Origin of the sequence: Sphaerisporangium rubeum (genome assembly GCF_014207705.1) — a bacterium.
Taxonomy (GTDB): Bacteria; Actinomycetota; Actinomycetes; order Streptosporangiales; family Streptosporangiaceae; genus Sphaerisporangium; species Sphaerisporangium rubeum.
The window spans coordinates 302,074-320,158 of record NZ_JACHIU010000001.1; the positions used below are offsets into that span (position 1 = coordinate 302,074).

Sequence of the window (18,085 nt, forward strand, 5' to 3'; positions counted from 1 at the left end):
AATGGCCCTGAGGACGGTCGGGGACCGGGTGTCACCGAGCCCTGTACATACCGTGGCCGATCCTTTGTTAGCGGTAACTACCACCGCGACGCTGTTGAAACTTTCACGGTTATGCCACGTGCCGTGACTTTCCCGTCCGGCGGAGACTTCCGGGTTCTCCGGTGTGCTTCCGGGGGCTGGGCTGTGCGGTGTCGTGCCGAGGCTGGAGCCGGTCGGCGATGCCGGGGAGCAGCCGGAACGGCAGTGGTCTTGACATGTTTCGTAGAGGTTTCGAGACTGGCTGCCATCGCGGCCTGAAGCCTGGCGGCTCGCGCCGGTCCGCGGAGAACCGCTCCTTCGATCCTGCCGTCGCCAACGCACGACGTTGATTGTTAGCGCTCACAACTAAGTAGTACTTATCACGTCCCTGGAGGTCAGGTGCCCCCCTCACCGCTCAGCCGCCGTCAACTGTTCCAGGCGGCCGGCGTCGCCGTGGTCGCGTCCACGGCCGCACAGGCCGTCGGAACCCCCGCCGCCATGGCCGCGGTCGTCCCCCCGGCGAGGCCCGACACCGGCGTGGCCGCGTACGGCTTCGAGCCCGGCCAGGTGCGGCTGACCGCGAGCCGCTGGATGGACAACCAGAACCGCACGCTGTCGTACCTGCGGTTCGTCGACGTCAACCGCATGCTGTACGTCTTCCGGGCCAACCACAGGCTGTCCACCAACGGCGCCGCCTCCAACGGCGGATGGGACGCGCCGTCCTTCCCCTTCCGCAGCCACATGCAGGGCCACCTGCTCACCGCCTGGGCCCAGGCCTACGCCGTGCTCGGCGACACCACATGCCTGGACAAGGCCAACTACATGGTCGCCGAGCTGGCCAAATGCCAGGCCAACAACGGCGCCGCCGGCTTCAACACCGGGTACCTGTCCGGGTTCCCCGAGTCGGACTTCAACGCGCTCGAAGCGCGCACGCTGAGCAACGGCAACGTGCCGTACTACGTCATCCACAAGACGCTGGCCGGCCTGCTCGACGTGTGGCGCTACACCGGCAACACCCAGGCGCGGACCGTACTGCTCGCCCTCGCCGGATGGGTGGACTGGCGCACCGGCCGGCTGTCCTCCAGCCAGATGCAGTCCATGCTCGGCACCGAGTTCGGCGGCATGAACGCCGTGCTGACCGACATCTACCAGCAGACCGGCGACTCGCGCTGGCTCACCGTGGCCCAGCGGTTCGACCACGCCGCGGTGTTCAACCCGCTGGCCTCCAACAGCGACCAGCTCAACGGCCTGCACGCCAACACGCAGGTGCCGAAGTGGATCGGCGCCGCACGTGAGTACAAAGCGACCGGCACGACCCGGTACCGGGACATCGCGACCAACGCGTGGAACATCACCGTCGGCGCGCACACCTACGCGATCGGCGGCAACAGCCAGGCCGAGCACTTCAGGGCTCCGAACGCGATCGCGGGTTACCTGACCAACGACACCTGCGAGCACTGCAACACCTACAACATGCTCAAGCTGACCCGCGAGCTGTGGCTGCTGAACCCCGACCGGGTCGCCTACGTGGACTACTTCGAACAGGCCCTGCTCAACCACGTCATCGGCGCGCAGAACCCGAGTGACGGCCACGGCCACATCACGTACTTCACGCCGCTGAAGGCCGGCGGACGGCGCGGCGTCGGCCCCGCGTGGGGTGGCGGCACGTGGAGCACCGACTACAGCTCGTTCTGGTGCTGCCAGGGGTCCGGGGTCGAGGTCAACACCAACCTGATGGACTCCATCTACTTCTACAACGGCGACACGCTGACGGTGAACCTGTTCATGCCGTCGGTGCTGAACTGGTCCCAGCGCGGCATCACGGTCACGCAGACCACGTCGTACCCGGTGAGCGACACCACGTCGTTGCAGGTCACCGGGAATGTCAGCGGGTCGTGGACCATGCGGATCCGCATCCCGGCCTGGGCCACCGGCGCGACCGTCAGCGTCAACGGCGAACAGCAGAGCGTCGCCACCACCCCCGGCACGTACGCGGCGCTGACCCGCACCTGGACGTCCGGCGACACCGTGTCCGTCCGCCTGCCGATGCGGGTGGTCATGAAGGCCGCCAACGACAACCCCAACGTGTCGGCGATCACCTACGGCCCGGTCGTGCTGTCGGGGAACTACGGCAACACCTCGCTGTCGGCGCTGCCGACGCTCAACACCGGCTCGATCACCCGCACCAGCACGTCGGCGCTGACGTTCACCGCGACCGCCAACAACGCCACCGTCAACCTCGGGCCGTTCTACGACGCGCACGGCTTCAACTACACCGTCTACTGGAACGCCTCCGGCGGCAGCAACCCCGGCGGTGGCACGGCGAACTACCGGCTGCAGAACGTGGCGAGCGGCCTGGTGCTCGGCATCCAGAACATGTCCACGGCCGACGGCGGCCTCGCGCTGCAGTGGACCGACAGCGGAACCGCCGACCACAACTGGGAACTGATCGTCAGCGGCAGCGTGGTGCGGTTCCGCAACGTCAACAGCGGCAAGGTGCTCGGCGTGGAGAACATGTCCACCGCCGACAACGCGCGCGTGCTGCAGTGGGCCGACAACGGCACCGCCGACCACAACTGGACCCTGGTCGACGCCGGCGACGGCGTCAAGGTGCGCAACGCCAACAGCGGCAAGCTGCTCGGCCTTCAGAACAACTCCACCGCCAACGGCGCGCAGGCCGTCCAGGACTCCGACAACGGCGGCCTGGACAACCAGTGGCGGTTCGTGCCGAACGGCGCGCGGCGCATCCAGAACCTGGCGAGCGGACAGGTGCTCGGCGTGGAGAACATGTCCACCGCCGACGGGGGCCTGGTGATCCAGTGGGCCGACAGCGGCACCAACGATCACCTGTGGACCGCGGTCGTGGACGGCGGCTACCTGCGGCTGCGCAACTCCAACAGCGCCAAGGTCATCTCCGTGGAGAACGGCGGCACCGCCGCCGGGTCGCGGATCGTCCAGCGGACGGAGAACGGCGCGAGCGACCAGCGGTGGCGGCTGCGGTACGGCTCCAACGGCTACTTCCGCATCCAGTCCGCGGGTGGCCGGGTGCTCGGCGTGAGTGGCGGCTCCACCTCGCAAGGCGCGCAGATCGTGCTCGCCGACGACGGCACCTCGAACGACCGTCTCTGGCGCTTCATCTGATGAGCAGACCCCTTCGCCGGCGCGGGCCGCACCGGCGAAGGGGTCTTTTTCATCTCAGACGCGGGTCCAGCGCTGGTTGGCGCCGCCGTTGCACGACCAGATGACGAGCTTCGTGCCGTTGGCCGTGGCGTTGTTCGGCACGTCCAGGCACTTGTTCGCGCCGACGGCGGTGATGCTGCCGTCGGAGTTGAGCCGCCACTTCTGGTTGTTCTGTCCGTTGCAGTCCCAGATGACGACCCGGCTGTTGTCGGCGGTGCCGGCGTTGTAGACGTCCAGGCACTTGTTGCCGTAGACGCGCAGCTCACCGGAGGCGGTGGGGGTCCAGCGCTGGTTCGTCTGGCCGTTGCAGTCCCAGATCTGGGACTGCGTGCCGTTGGTCTGCGAACCGGCGTCGAGGCAGCGGCCGGAACCTACGCCGCGCAAGGACGTCGTCGTGGGCTCGGGGACGGACGACGACGCGGTGACGAGCAGCAGCACCGCCTCGCGGGCCGGCACGGTGGTGGTGTAGGAGTCGGTGAACGTGCCGGCGTCGGTGCCGGTCCACAGGTTGCGGACCGTCCCGGTGCCGGAAAGACCGAGGCTGGACCAGCGCGCGGTGATGGACGCGGCCGAGTTGGTGCGGTTGAGCAGCAGCACGGCCCTGCGGTTGGTGCCGGACAGCACCTTGCTGTACACCTGGCGTCCGGTCGCGTCCTCGGCGACCTTCACGCCTTGCCGCGACAGTGCGTCCTGGTCGACCGCGATCACCTCACGGTTGGTGAGGATGGCCCGCGTCTCGGCGCTCATGGTGGCGAGGTTGTTGCCGGCGAGCAGCGGCGCGCCGGAGACGGCCCACAGCCCCATGTGGGTGCGGTTCTGCGCGGCCGTGAAGTTCGGCATGCCGGCGATGAGCATGTCGGGGTCGTTGTACCGGCCGGGGCTCTGCGCCTCGGGGTGCTGCGCCGAGTCGAAGTTGGCGAGCACACGGTCCATGGACGCGGCCTGGCCCCAGTAGATGATGTCGCCGCTGGTCCGCCACATCGTCGACATCGACGGAGCCCAGTTCCAGGGGGAGGCGACCCCCCAGTTGCAGATCGACAGCACCATCGGCCGTCCCGTCTGCGCCGTGGCCCTGGTGATCGCGTCGCTGATCGCCTGGTACGTGGTGCGCGAGTCGAGTCCTTCGGCCTGGCCGCCGCACCAGTCGACCTTGACGAAGTCGAAGCCCCACTGGGAGAAGGCCAGGAAGTCCTGGTCGTAGTGGCCCTCGCTGCCACTGCCGGGAGCGGCGGGCCGTCCCGTCGGGTAGTAGTAGCCGCAGCCGTCACGGCCGGCGTCGGTGTAGATGCCGGCCTTGAGGCCCTTGCTGTGGATGTAGTCGGCGATCGCCTTCATCCCGCCGGGCCACTCCCTGGTGTCGACCGTGATGTTGCCGGCCGCGTCCCGGGTGCCCTGCCACCAGCCCTCGTCGATGTTGACGTACTCGTAGCCGGCGTCCTTCATGCCGGAGGACACCATCGCGTCCACCTGGGCCTTGATCACGTTGTAGTTGATCTGTGCCGCGAAGGTGTTCCAGGAGGCCCAGCCCATCGGCGGTGTCGTCACAGGGGACGGCGCGGCGGCGGCCCGCGCGGGTACCTCGGCGGCGTCGGCCACGGCGATCCCTCCTGCTGCGGCCACCGCCAGGACGGCCATCTGGACGGTGACGGCGCCGCGCCGCACCCGGCGCAGAGAGCCGTGTGCGACGCGGTGGAGGTGTCGTCGCCATGAAGGTCTGCGTAAGGGCATCTGCTCACTCCTCATCGGGGATCGCACCGCGCGGTCGGCGACCACGCCGAGACATGCCGACCTCCCGTGCGGCGTGACGGGTTCCGCCGCACGGGAGGTGGTCGGTGGCATGAGTCGGAAGGAGAGCCGGTCCGCGCGAGCGGGCCCGCGTGCCGCGGCAGGCGCGGCCGGGTCCTCCTCCTCATGCTCGTTCTATGGAGCCGTCACGGACTGCTGCAGGTCGCGGTCGGGGTGGCGGCGGTGCCGTTCGCGGTGAACCCGAACGTCGTGGAGCCGCCGGCGGACAGCGAGCCGTTGTAGTTGGCGTTGCGCACGGTCACGCTGGAACCGGACACGGTGTGCTCACCGCTCCACAGGCTGCTGATGGTCTGACCGCTCGGCCAGGTCCACCGCACCGTCCACCCGTTGACCGCCGCGTTGCCGGCCCGCACGGTCACCGTGCTCTGGAACCCGCCGGGCCAGGAGTTGGTGGTCGCGATCGTCGCCGAGCACCCTCCGGGGACCGGTGTCGGTGTCGGTGTCGGCGTCGGGGTGGGGGTCGGCGTCGGGGTGGGGGTCGGCGTGGGGGTCGGGGTCACCGTGGGGGTCGGCGTCGGGGTCGGCGTCGGACGGGGTGTGGCGTTGTTCAGGACGGTGAGTACGGAGTTGTAGGCCTGCTTCTTGTTGTAGTTGCCGTCGAACAGCAGCGGGGTGTCGCCGCTGCGCCAGGAGTAGCGGTCGGTGACTCCCCAGACGGTGATGCCGGTGCAGCGGGGGACGTTGACGCAGGCCTGGGTGACGCGGCGGTAGGCGTCGGCCTGGGTGGAGCCCGAACCGCCGATGTCGAGTTCGGTGATCTGGACGTCGACGCCGAGTGCGGCGAACTGCTCGATGTTCTGCTGGTAGTTGCTGGGGGGGTTGCCGAAGTGGGACTGCAGGCCGACGCAGTCGATGGGGACGCCGCGTTGTTTGAAGTCGCGGATCATGTTGTAGACGCCGCGGGTCTTGTTGGCGTTGGCGTCGTCGATGTTGTAGTCGTTGTAGCAGAGTTTGGCGGCGGGGTCGGCGGCGCGTGCGGCGCGGAAGGCTTCTTCGATGAAGCCGTTGCCGAGGCGCTGGGTGAAGATGCTGCTGCGCAGGGTGCCGACGGCGCCGCCGTCGGCGAAGGCCTCGTTGACGACGTCCCAGGCGTAGATCTTGCCCTTGTAGTGGTTCATGACGCCGTTGATGTGGTTGATCATGGCGCTGCGCAGGTCGTTGGTCTGCAGGTTCTCGACCCAGCCGGGGTATTGCGCGTGCCAGACCAGGGTGTGGCCGCGGACGGACTGGCCGTTGTTCTGTGCGTTGGTGACCAGGCGGTCGCCGGCGGAGAAGCTGAACGAGTTGCGGGAGGGCTCGATGGAGGCCCATTTCATCTCGTTCTCGGCGGTGACCGAGTTGAACTCGCGGTTGAGGACGGTGGTGTAGGCCGACTCGCTGAGGCGGTTCACCGCGACGGCGGCGCCGTAGTAGCGGCCGCTTTGCGCGGCTGCGGCGCCGAGGGTGCTCGCGGCGGCGCCGGCGGGGACCGGCACCGCGAGCGCGGTGGCCAGGCCCGCGGCGCCGAGTGCCGCGGCGATCACCGCACGGCGGTTGCCACGACCGGACCTGCCGGTACGAGGCGGGGGGATGGCGGTTCCAGGCATGCCTGAGCCTCCTGCGTCACTGAGTTCGAGCGCGCGCGAGACGCACGCGGTAGGAGTGGACACCCGGCGAGCTCGCCACCTCAGCGGGAGGGTGTGCGGTGTACGCCTGCGTCGCGAATCGCGGCCCCTGCCGCTCACCACCGACCCCGGCAGGAGGAGGCCGCTGGTGACTCAGTGTGGAAATGTCGCGGAAACGTGTCAAGGCGGTGACCGGAGGGTCGTGGCCGTCACCGCGCGACCGGCGGCGGCACGGCGCGGTGGTGCCGAGGCTGGTCGCGGCGGCTTCCGTACGCCTCGGCCGATCGCGGTGCAGGCTCCTCACCAGGGATGAACGTTTCATCACGGCGTCGCTGTGACGTGGTGCGATCGTCCGGCTTTCGCAGCAGATCGGCGCGTTACCGGAGAGTCCGGGTCGCTGACGCGAGTGATCACCACCCTTGACGCCGGTCTGACCGAACGTATTAGCTCCGCTCACCACCACCTCCCTCCGGTGGAAAGGAGCAAGCGGAACAGCGGGAGTTGTTAGCGCTAACAGATCGAAGCCTCGTACGGACGCCTGCACCGGACCGACCCGACCTCGGCCCGGTCGGCGCCTCCGCGAGAGCCTCGGCACGGCACCGAGCCGCGACCTCCCCCTCACCCGGGCGCAGGATCGGCCGCCGGAACCTGATCGGTCACCGATCTCGTCATGGAGGTTTTCCGTGTCCACTTGGGATGTCCCCCCGCCGTTCGCGGCCGTCCCGTCCGCTTCCGCACCGGCTACTGGCGGTGCCGGGTGTTAACGCTAACTCGTCGCCGCCGGCCCGGCGCGCTCAGCCGCCGCTCGGCCGCCGTCCTGCTGTCCCTGGCCCTCGCCGTCACCGGGTTCGCCTTCTGGTCCGGCGCCGCGAGCGCGGAGTCCAACGGCGGGACGCGGGTGATGCCGCTCGGTGACTCGATCACCGAGGGGACGCAGGTTCCTGGTGGGTACCGGATCGGGCTGTGGCAGCGGCTGGTGAGTGGCCGGTACACGGTGGATTTCGTGGGGTCGCAGTTCAACGGTCCGTCGAGTCTGGGTGATCATGATCATCAGGGTCATCCGGGGTGGCGGATCGATCAGATCGACGCGAATGTGCAGGGGTGGCTGCGGACGCAGAACCCGCGGTCGGTGCTGTTGCACATCGGGACCAACGACATTCTGCAGAACTACAACGTCAGTGGTGCGCCGGGCCGGTTGTCGTCGCTGATCGACAAGATCACCTCCACGGTGCCGAACGCGGATGTGTTCGTGGCGACGATCATCCCGTTGTCGAACTCCGGTCAGGAGAACGCGGCGCGCAACTTCAACGCGCAGATCCCGGGGATCGTGCAGGGCAAGGTCAACAGCGGCAAGAAGGTCCACCTGGTCGACATGCACGCCACGCTGACCACCGGCGACCTCATCGACGGCATCCACCCCACCGCAGGCGGCTACGACAAGATGGCCGCCACCTGGTACCGCGCACTCCAGTCGGTCTCCGGCAGCATCGGCCAGCCCGGGGGCAGCAGCCCGACCCCGACGCCGACCCCCACGCCGACACCGACCCCCACCCCCACGCCGACGCCGACTCCCACGCCGACTCCGACTCCCACGCCGACCCCCGGCGGCAAGTCGTGCACGGCGACGTACGCGATCACCGGCCAGTGGGGCGGCGGTTTCCAGGCCGACGTGGTCGTCACCGCCGGCAGCGCGCCGATCTCGTCGTGGACGGTGACGTGGCGGTTCGCCAACGGCCAGGCCGTCACCCAGTCGTGGAGCGCCACGATCACCAGCAGCGGTGCCGACGTCACCGCGCGCAACGTCGACTACAACGGCGCGCTCGGTGCCGGCGCGAAAGCACAGTTCGGGTTCCTCGGCTCATGGAACGGCACCAACAGCGCGCCTGTGCCGTCCTGTACCGCGGCCTGACCCCGACCCACCCGCTGGAGGAACACAGTGCGCGTCACTCCCTACCGCCGCAGATTCGCGGCCGTGGTCGCGGCGATGCTGACCACGCTAGGACTCGTCAACGCCGTCTCGGCGAACGCCGCCGTCGGATGCCGCGTCACCTACACGGTGACCAATGAATGGGGTGGCGGCTTCGGCGCGAACGTCGTCATCGACAACCTCGGTGACCCGGTCAACGGCTGGCGGCTGACCTGGTCGTTCGCCGCCGGCCAGACCGTCACCCAGTTGTGGAACGGGACCGTCGCGCAGTCCGGCTCGCAGGTCACCGTCACCAACGCCGCGTACAACGGAAGCATCCCCACGAACGGCAACGTCTCGTTCGGCTTCAACGGCTCGTGGACCGGCAGCAACCCCGTGCCGTCGAGCTTCGCGCTCAACGGCACCACCTGCACCGGCACCACCGGCCCGTCCCCGACCCCGACGCCGACGGTCACCCCGACCCCGACTCCCACCCCCACGCCGACACCGACTCCGACACCCACCCCGACTCCGACACCGACTCCCACCCCGACACCGACGCCGACTCCCACTCCGACGCCTAGCGCGTCGTACAACAACCCGGTGGTGTGGCAGGACTTCCCGGATGTGGACATCATCCGTGTCGGTGAGGCGTACTACATGTCGTCGTCGACGTTCCACTATTCGCCTGGTGCGCCGATTCTTCGGTCGTATGACCTGGTGAACTGGGAGTTCGCGGGTCACTCGGTGCCGACGCTGGACTTCGGCAACAAGTACAGCATGGTGGGTGAGCGTGCGTATGTGGACGGGATCTGGGCCTCGGCGTTCGCGCACCGTCCGAGTAACAACCAGTTCTACTGGCTGGGGTGCATCGACTTCGCCCGGACGTATGTGTACTCGTCCTCGACGGTGGAGGGTCCCTGGCAGCGGCGTTCCACGATCAACAAGTGTTACTACGACGCTGGTCTGCTGGTGGACGACAACGACACGATGTATGTGGCGTACGGGAACACGCAGATCAGTGTGGCGCAGTTGTCGGCGGACGGTACCAGTGAGGTGCGGTCGCAGCAGGTGTTCAGTACTCCTTCCAGTGTCGGGACGTTGGAGGGTGCGCGGTTCTACAAGCGCAATGGTGCCTATTACATCTGGCTGACGCGTCCGGCCAATGGTCAGTACGTGTTGAAGTCGACCAATGGTCCGTTCGGTCCGTATGAGATGCGTCAGGTGCTGCTGAACATGCCGAGTCCGATCTCTGGTGGCGGTGTGCCGCATCAGGGTGGGCTGGTGCAGACGCAGAACGGTCAGTGGTACTACATGGCGTTCGTGGACGCCTATCCGGGTGGCCGGGTGCCGGCGATGGCGCCGATCACCTGGACCTCCGACGGCTGGCCGACCGTGACCACCGTCAACGGCGGCTGGGGAGCCAGTTATCAGCGGCCGAACCTGCCGTGGCGTCCGGTGAAACCGCTGACCGGCACGGACACGTTCTCCGGGACGACCCTGGGTCCGCAGTGGGAGTGGAACCACAACCCCGACACCACGAAGTTCTCGGTGAACAACGGCTTGCGTCTGCAGACCGCCACCGTGACCAACGATCTGTACACCGCGCGCAACACGTTGACGCACCGCACGCAGGGTCCGACGTCGACGGCGACGATCGAGCTGGATTACTCGACGATGCGTGACGGTGACCGGACGGGGTTGGCGATCTTGCGGGATTCGTCGGCGTGGATCGGGGTGCGGCGGGACAACGGTGCGACGAGGTTGGTGATGACCAACGGGCTGGCGATGAACAGTAGTTGGAACACCTCCAGTACCGGTACCGAGGTCGCGTCGACGGCGGTGTCGGGTGGCCGGATCTGGTTGCGGGCCAATGCCGACATCCGGCCGGGTACGGGCCGGCAGGCGCGGTTCTCTTACAGCACCGACGGGGTGAACTTCACCTCGTTCGGCCAGGCGATGACGCTCGGCAATGCCTGGAACTTCTTCCCCGGGCACCGGTTCGGCATCTTCAACTACGCCACCCAGGCCCTCGGCGGCTCGGTCACGGTACGCCAGTTCTCCCTGACCACGCCATAAGTGCTCGTACCAGAAGCCGGCCGGGTGTGACCCGGCCGGCTTCGCCACAGCCCGCCGTGTCCGCACGACCGGCTGGTTCGTCCCCGATAGAAGGAGAAGGTCAATGTCCGGACTTGGCAACGTCCCGCGGGTGCTCCCGCGGCGGCGAAGCCGGCTGTCGCTGATCGCCGTCATCATGACGGCGATCCTCGGCGCCTCCATGGTCACCCTCGGCACGCAGTCCGCGTCGGCCGCGACCGTGGACACCAACGCCTGGTACGTCCTGATCAATCGCAACAGCGGCAAGGCGCTGGACGTGTACAACCTGTCCACCGCCGACGGCGCGCGCATCACCCAGTGGAGCCGTAACGACGGCAACCAGCAGCAGTGGCAGTTCGTCGACTCCGGCGGCGGCTACTACCGGCTGAAGTCCCGGTTGTCGGGCAAGGTGCTGGACGTCAACGGCGCCTCCACGGCCAACGGCGCCGCGATCATCCAGTGGAGCGACCACAACGGCACCAACCAGCAGTTCCGCCTCGCCGACTCCGCCGGCGGCTACGTGCGGCTGATCAACCGCAACAGCAACCGGGTCATGGAAGTCCAGGGGGCCTCCACGGCCGACGGCGGCAACATCGTGCAGTACGACGACTGGGGCGGCAACAACCAGCAGTGGCAGCTCGTCCAGATCGGCGGCGGCAACCCCAACCCCACGCCGACCCCCACCCCGACGGTGACCCCGACCGGTGGCACCTGCCAGCTGCCGTCGTCGTACCGGTGGACCTCGACCGGTGCGCTCGCGCAGCCGAAGTCGGGCTGGGTGTCGCTGAAGGACTTCACCGTGGCGCCGTACCAGGGCAAGCACCTGGTGTACGCGACCACGCACGACTTCGGCTCCAGCTGGGGCTCGATGAACTTCAGCACCTTCACCAACTGGTCGGAGATGGGCTCGGCCACCCAGACCGGCATGAACCAGGGCACCGTCGCGCCGACGCTGTTCTACCACGCGCCGAAGAACATCTGGGTGCTGGCCTACCAGTGGGGAGGCAGCGCGTTCTCCTACAAGACCTCCACCAACCCCACCAACCCCAACGGCTGGTCGGCGGCACAGACCCTGTTCACCGGCAGCATCTCCAACTCCCAGACCGGGCCGATCGACCAGACCCTCATCGCCGACGACCAGAACATGTACCTGTTCTTCACCGGTGACAACGGCCGGGTGTACCGGGCCAGCATGCCGATCGGGAACTTCCCCGGCAACTTCGGCTCCAACTACACCACCATCATGACCGACTCCACCAACAACCTGTTCGAGGCCGTCCAGGTCTACAAGCTCCAGAACCAGCAGCGCTACCTGATGCTGGTCGAGGCCATCGGCTCGCAGGGCCGCTACTTCCGGTCGTTCACCGCCACCAGCCTCGGCGGCACCTGGACCCCCAACGCCGCCACCGAGAGCAACCCGTTCGCGGGTAAGGCCAACAGCGGCGCCACCTGGACCAACGACATCAGCCACGGTGAGTTGATCCGCGTCAGCGCCGACCAGACCTTCACCGTCGACCCCTGCAACCTGCAGCTGCTCTACCAGGGCCGCAGCCCGAGCTCCAACGGCGTCGACTACGGCCTCCTGCCGTACCGCCCCGGCCTGCTGACCCAGCAGCGCTAAAGGAGTGACGCGGATCCGGCCCGTGCCTGCCGGATCCGTGTCCACGCCGCATCCCGCGCTCCCGCCGGCCAGGCGGGAGCGCGGGATCACCCGATGACGTAGGGACGCATCATCTCGTTGTCCTCGTGTTCCAGCAGATGGCAGTGCCACACGAACCGGCCGGCCCGGTCGAACGAGGCCCTGACCCGCGTGACCTGCCGCGGGTAGGCGATCACCGTGTCCTTGAGCCCCCTCTCCCACGGCTCGGGAGGCAGGACGCCGCCGGTGAACGGCCGCCGGTCGACGACCTGGAACTGCACCTCGTGGATGTGGATGGGGTGCGCGTCGGCCGTGAGGTTCCGGATCTCCCATATCTCGACGCTCCCCACGGCGGGGTTCTCGGTGACGGGGTCGCTCCACATCCTCACCGTGGCACGGTCCCCTACGACGGTGGCGAGCACGTTCGCGACCGGCCCCGCGCCGCGCACCGTGGAGCGCTTCTCGACCAGGCCCAGGCTCCGTGTCGCCGTCGCCGCGCCGACCGGGGTGAACCGGGGGAGCGTGAGCCGGTCGGGTGGCACGGTCCGGTCGGGGCCCGTGAGGCGGCCGACGACGAACTTCATCACCTGGCCGGTGGTCTCGGGGTCGGCGGGAGCGGCCCGCGGGTCGCCTTGGAACGGACCGTCGGGTCCTTCGTTGATCAGGTAGAACTCCGTGCCGGCCCGCAGGCCCGTGAAGTCCACGATGACGTCGGCCCGCTCGGCCGGGGCCATCAGCAGCCGGTCGAGCCGCACCGGCGCGGGGAGGTATCCACCGTCCGAGCCGATCTGCCAGAACGGCAGCACCGGCGGCGCCGGCCGCCGCGCGACGGGATCGGTCACGATCTTCAGGTCGAGCACGCGGCCGTTGCACCCGTTGAGGAAGCGCAGCCGGTAGCGGCGCGGCTCGACGTCCAGGTACGGCCAGGTGCTGCCGTTGACCGTCATGGCGGCGGCGAAGAACTCCGGGTTCCAGATCGGCGGCACGTCGCTGTGCGGAACGTAGGGGCCGGTGAACCCGCGGCGACGGCCGGGGTAGTACAGGGAACCGTCGGCGGCGAACGACCTGTCCTGCACGACGACGGGGATCTCGTGGTGCCGCGTGCCGTTGGCGCCGGGGGACGGGCCCGGCAGGACACCGGCGGGAAGGTCCTCGGGGCCGCCGCGCAGCAGGTAGAAACCGGCGAGTCCCGCGTAGACGTTGAGCCGGGTGATCCCGAGCGCGTGGTCGTGGTACCACAGCGTGGCCGGACGCTGGTCGTTGGCGTAGTGGGCCACCGCGGTGCCGGGGGCCCACCTCGTGCCGTACGCCGCGGCGAACTTGTCGCGGAACGTCGCGTACCACGTGCCTTCGGTCGCGTACCCGGACGGGATGTCCTTGGCCACCGGCAGGTACCACGCCTCCGGGTAGCCGTCGCTCTCGTCGTCGCTGTGCCCGCCGTGCAGGTGGGTGACGATGGGGACCGGCCCGCGGTAGCGGCCGGGGGTGGCGGTGAACGCGGGCCGCGAGTCCCGACGCTCGGCGCCACCCGGCGGGTTGGCCCAGTGCAGCGTGGGGTCCACCGGCAGCAGGTGCTCCAGGTGGTTGCCGTCCCGGTCCACCAGTTCGTTGACCCATTCGATCCGCACCGGACGTCCGGCGGTCGCCTCCACGGTGAAGCCGGGGCTGTTGAAGGTGCGCGGATGCCGGACCGAGCCGTACCCCCAGACGGTGGTCGGCGGGCTGCCGGACGGCAGTATCTGCTGCCGGAACCGCCGGACACCGATCAGGTAGTGATCGCCGGGTCCGTCCGCCGGCAGCGCCGGCATCATCGGCGGAACGGTCAGCGGTGTCACATACTTTGCCACCGAGGCGGGGTCGAGTATCCCCGCGGGCAGGAACCGCCGACCGGCGAGCAGCGCTGCGGCGCCGGCCTGGAGGAACCTCCGTCGTGTGATCATGTTGCCTCACCTCCGCGGTGCCGGCGGGGATCAGAAGCCGTCGACGCGTCGTCCGGTGATCTCGTGCGGGTCGACGCGCACGTACACGTCCCGTTCGCCGCCGGCCCATGGTTCGGGCCCTGGTTCCCCTGTCCGGGACGGCTCCTCCGCCGTGAGACGGTGCGCCGTCCCGTGCACCAGCACGCTCCAGCCGGCCCGCCGCGCGTCGTCGAAGTGGTCGACCTCGAAGGTGATCGGTGATCCGGTGTCGTCCCCCGCACACAGCTCGCGGTCGACCGGGCCGCCGGTGCCGGTGCGGAAGACGATCGCCTCGTCCCGGTAGACGTAGTTGACCGGCAGGACCGTGGGACCGTCCTCGTCGCCGAAGGCGACCCTGCCGACGCCGCCGGGGGAGATCAGCCGCAGGCACTCCTCCGGTTCCAGCGCCGACAGGACCGGGTGGGCCGGGGGACGGCCACGGCCAGACGGCTGGTCGACGTCCCCGCCGAGCAGCGCGTCCGTCGTCGTGCGCAGTGCCGCGGCCAGCCGTACCAGGCTTCCCATGTCGGGAACCGACGGTCTGCACTCCAGGTAGTGCACGAACCCGGGTGCCATCCCCGCGCGCTCGGCCAGTTCCTCCTCGGTGAGCCCGAGGTCCTCCCGCAGGCGGGTGACGCGGCGGCCGAGGTCGCCGGGTGTGGATCGCTGTGTCATCGTCCTCCTCCCTTCGGCGGCGAGCGGGAAACGGCAGGTGCCGTCGCGGTGCACGGCGGCGTGGTGGCCCGCGGCCGTCACCGGCAGGCTCACCGGCCCGTCGTCGGCCCGGGACACCGTGACGAGGTCGTGCGTGGCCTCGACCGACAGCCAGGCGCCGTGCACCTTGAGCGCCAGCGACAGCGAGGAGAGCCGGTCGGGGAGCAGGGGGTCGAGGTGGAGGCCCTGATGGCCGACGGCGAGGCCGAGGTAGCACCGCTGCACCAGGTCGAGGCTGCCTGCCATGGCGCCGAGATGGATGCCTTCGCACGTCGTGCCACCCTGCACGTCGTTGACGTCGCTGCCGAGCGCCTCGGTGAAGAACCGCCACGACCGCGCGCGGTCGGAACGCGACAGCACCCAGGCGTGGACGACGGCGCTGAGCGTCGAGCCGTGCGAGGTGCGCCGCAGGTAGTAGCGGATCGTCCTCGGGATCAGCTCGGGTTCGCACGGGTAGCCGAGGCGTTCGAGGATGCCGAGCAGCTCGCCGGCGGTGAGCAGGTAGAACAGCATGAGGACGTCGGCCTGCTTGGAGGCGCGGTACCGGTTCGGGCTGTCGCCTTCGGCGTCGAGGACCCGGTCGAGCCGCCGCACACCCCGGTAGCGGTCCCAGTCGAGTTCCAGCAGATCGCCGTACCCGGTGAACTGGCTGATCACTCCGTCGTGGAAGTCGACCCGCATGCCGTGGGTGATCGCCGTCCACCGTTCCAGCTCGGCGGGCTCCAGTGACAGCCGCGCGACGAGCTCCTCCCGGTCGCGTCCGGGGAGCAGGTCGAGGGTCTGGCGCGCGCGCAGCAGCAGCCACACCGTCATGATGTTGGTGTAGGCGTTGTTGTCCAGGCCGGGCCGGGTGGCGCCGGGGTAGGCGTCGTGGTACTCGTCGGGTCCCATGACGCCGTGGATCTCGTAGCGTCCCGAGACCGGATCGAGCCGGGACAGCGCGGCGAAGAGCCTGGCGGTCTCGACGATCAGTTCGGCGCCGAACTCGGTCAGGAACTCGATGTCGTCGGTGGCCGTGTAGTGCCGCCAGACGTTGCAGGCGACGGCCAGCCCGACGTGCCGCTGGAGGTGGGAGCTGTCGGGGTTCCAGCGGCCCGAGCGCGGGTTGAGGTGGAGGAGCGGCGTGCTCTCCTGGCCGTCGCCGCCGCTCTGCCAGGGGAACAGCGCGCCGGTCAGGCCGGCGGCCCGCGCGACGGCCCGTGCCTCAGGCAGCCGCCGGTGGCGGTACCGCAGCAGCGCACGCGCGGTCTCGGGGAAGCGCACGTTGAGCCACGGCATGACGAACAGCTCGTCCCAGAACACGTGTCCCCGGTACGCCTCGCCGTGCAGCCCGCGGGCCGGCACCCCGACGTCGAGGTCGGCGCTGTGCGGGGAGAGCGTCTGCAGCAGGTGGAAGGTGTGCAGGTGGATGACCCGGGTCTCGGCGGGGTCGTCGACCGCCATCCTGGCGCGGGTCCACAGCCGGTCCCAGGCGAGTTCGTGCAGGCTCAGCAGGTGGTCGAAGCAGGGGGCCCGCGCGGCCCAGCGCACGGCGGCGGGGACGGCCTCCGCCACGGCGGGGTCGCGCGAGGTGGCGAGCGCGACGATCTTCACGACGGTCGCCGGCCGGCCCTGGTCCAGGTGGAGCTCGTGCACGGTGGCGATCAGGCCGGGTTCGCGCACCGTGCGGGCCGGCGCGTCGCCTGCCTCGGTGCGCGCGGCCAGGGCCACGGTGATCCGCGAGGAGGTGGTGTGCGCGCTGAGCCAGGTGAGACCGTCGCACAGACCGGTCTCCTGGCCGGTCAGGTGGTCGCCGCGCAGCTCGCGGTAGCGTTCGACGCCGCGGTTGGCCACCTTGCCGTCGAGTGCGGTGCGCACGCGCATCACCCCCTCCCAGTTCTCGGCCGTGAAGGTCGTCTCCAGCGCGGCGAGCCGGGGGTCGTCCATGGACACCAGGCGGCGCTGCCGTACCAGCGTCACCCGGTCCCGGTCGTCGCGGTACCGCAGGGTGCGGCGCAGCACGCCGTGCCGCATGTCGAGTTCCTGCCGGAAGTCCAGCAGGTCGGCGGTCTCCGGCAGGAACCATCCGCAGCCGGGGGTGGCGAAGGTCAGCGGCAGCCAGTTCGGCATGTTGACGAGCTCTTCGTTGGTGACGGCGTGTCCCGCCACGACCGACGTCAGCCGGTTGTAGCATCCCGCGACGTACGTACCGGGGTAGTGGACGTCGCCGGCCGCGGCCTCCGGTGCGGCGCCTCGTGTGGCGAAGCGGCCGTTGCCGAGCGCGCACAGGGTCTCGCGCCGCCTCTCCTCGGCCGGGTCGAAGCGGTCGTACTCAAGGGTCCACGCGTCGTCCACCGGTCGCCGGTCAGTCGTCCTGCCGCCATTCGAGCTTGTCGAGGACGTCCACGACGCCGTTGACCCGTTCGATCATGCGGATGATCACTCTCGCGTCGTGGTGCCGGCCGATCTCGCCGCCGACGGTGACGACCCCCTGCGACACCGAGACGCGGATCCCCGAGGTGTCCATCCACAGCGGGCCTTCGAGGATGTCGTCGCGGATCTCGGCCTCGATGTCCACGTCACCGCGCGTGAAGACCTTGAGCAGGTCGTGCCGGCTGACGATGCCTTCGAGGCGGCCCTCGTCGTCGATCACGGGTAGCCGTTTGATCCCGTTCACGTCCATGGCGCGGGCCGCCGCCACCACGTTGGCGTACGGCCTGACGGTGATCGCCGGCGTGCTCATCAGGTCGGCGGCCGTGTCGCCGTGCGCCTTCTCCTCCGTGCCGGCCCGGCCGAGGCGCCGCAGCCTGGCCCGCAGCGGTGGACGGTAGTCCTCGCCGTAGTACTGCTCCCTGAACTCCTCCTTGCGCAGCAGGTCGGCCTCGGAGATCACCCCGATGACATGGCCCTCGCCGTCCACCACGGGAACGGCGCTCACCCCGTGGCGCACCATGACCTCGGCGACGTCCTTGAACGGCGTGGTCCCGTTGACCGAGGCGACCTGTCTGGTCATCACGTCCCGAACCTTTTTGTGCATGATCGGCTCCCCCCGGTCGCGCGCGCCGTCCCCCCGGCGCACGCGGCCCTCGTTGCGCTCATGCCCGCACGCGCCGTCCGCCGAACTTCCCGGTGGCTAAGGTTGCTCCGGCATACTCGCGTACATATACTCGTTCACAAGTAATCG

Annotated in this window: 9 protein-coding genes; 4 read left to right on the forward strand and 5 right to left on the reverse strand. The window is 69.2% G+C overall.

Annotated features, from left to right (window positions below):
• Positions 1 to 417 precede the first annotated feature (417 nt).
• Positions 418 to 3,159, forward strand: a complete 2,742-nt coding sequence (locus BJ992_RS01310; RefSeq protein WP_184978138.1) for a beta-L-arabinofuranosidase domain-containing protein — start codon at positions 418 to 420, stop codon at positions 3,157 to 3,159.
• Between the two features lie 54 nt (positions 3,160 to 3,213).
• Here the strand turns inward: BJ992_RS01310 and BJ992_RS01315 are convergent, their stop codons facing one another.
• Positions 3,214 to 4,926, reverse strand: coding sequence for a glycoside hydrolase family 27 protein (locus BJ992_RS01315; protein WP_246496489.1), 1,713 nt, complete (start codon positions 4,924 to 4,926; stop codon positions 3,214 to 3,216).
• A 203-nt stretch (positions 4,927 to 5,129) separates the two neighbouring features.
• Complete coding sequence (locus BJ992_RS01320; protein ID WP_184978139.1) at positions 5,130 to 6,590, reverse strand: glycoside hydrolase family 10 protein; 1,461 nt, start codon at positions 6,588 to 6,590, stop codon at positions 5,130 to 5,132.
• Between the two features lie 775 nt (positions 6,591 to 7,365).
• On the opposite strand from BJ992_RS01320, the gene BJ992_RS32420 reads away from it, so the two are divergent.
• From BJ992_RS32420 to BJ992_RS01335, 3 genes are all read left to right on the forward strand, one after another.
• On the forward strand, positions 7,366 to 8,517 hold the full coding sequence (locus BJ992_RS32420; protein ID WP_343072443.1) for a cellulose binding domain-containing protein: 1,152 nt from the start codon (positions 7,366 to 7,368) through the stop codon (positions 8,515 to 8,517).
• A gap of 27 nt (positions 8,518 to 8,544) precedes the next feature.
• Complete coding sequence (locus tag BJ992_RS01330) at positions 8,545 to 10,593, forward strand: family 43 glycosylhydrolase (protein ID WP_221474634.1); 2,049 nt, start codon at positions 8,545 to 8,547, stop codon at positions 10,591 to 10,593.
• 175 nt (positions 10,594 to 10,768) lie between these two features.
• On the forward strand, positions 10,769 to 12,232 hold the full coding sequence (locus BJ992_RS01335) for a non-reducing end alpha-L-arabinofuranosidase family hydrolase (RefSeq protein ID WP_246496899.1): 1,464 nt from the start codon (positions 10,769 to 10,771) through the stop codon (positions 12,230 to 12,232).
• Between the two features lie 86 nt (positions 12,233 to 12,318).
• On the opposite strand, the gene BJ992_RS01340 is transcribed toward BJ992_RS01335, so the two are convergent.
• From BJ992_RS01340 to BJ992_RS01350, 3 genes are read right to left on the reverse strand one after another with little or no spacing between them, the layout of a single operon-like run.
• On the reverse strand, positions 12,319 to 14,190 hold the full coding sequence (locus tag BJ992_RS01340) for a multicopper oxidase family protein (RefSeq protein WP_184978142.1): 1,872 nt from the start codon (positions 14,188 to 14,190) through the stop codon (positions 12,319 to 12,321).
• 30 nt (positions 14,191 to 14,220) lie between these two features.
• Positions 14,221 to 17,256 (reverse strand): pyridoxamine 5'-phosphate oxidase family protein, encoded by a 3,036-nt coding sequence (locus BJ992_RS01345; protein ID WP_184978143.1) that lies wholly within the window; start codon positions 17,254 to 17,256, stop codon positions 14,221 to 14,223.
• A gap of 10 nt (positions 17,257 to 17,266) precedes the next feature.
• Positions 17,267 to 17,914 (reverse strand): CBS domain-containing protein, encoded by a 648-nt coding sequence (locus BJ992_RS01350; protein ID WP_246496490.1) that lies wholly within the window; start codon positions 17,912 to 17,914, stop codon positions 17,267 to 17,269.
• Positions 17,915 to 18,085 lie beyond the last annotated feature (171 nt).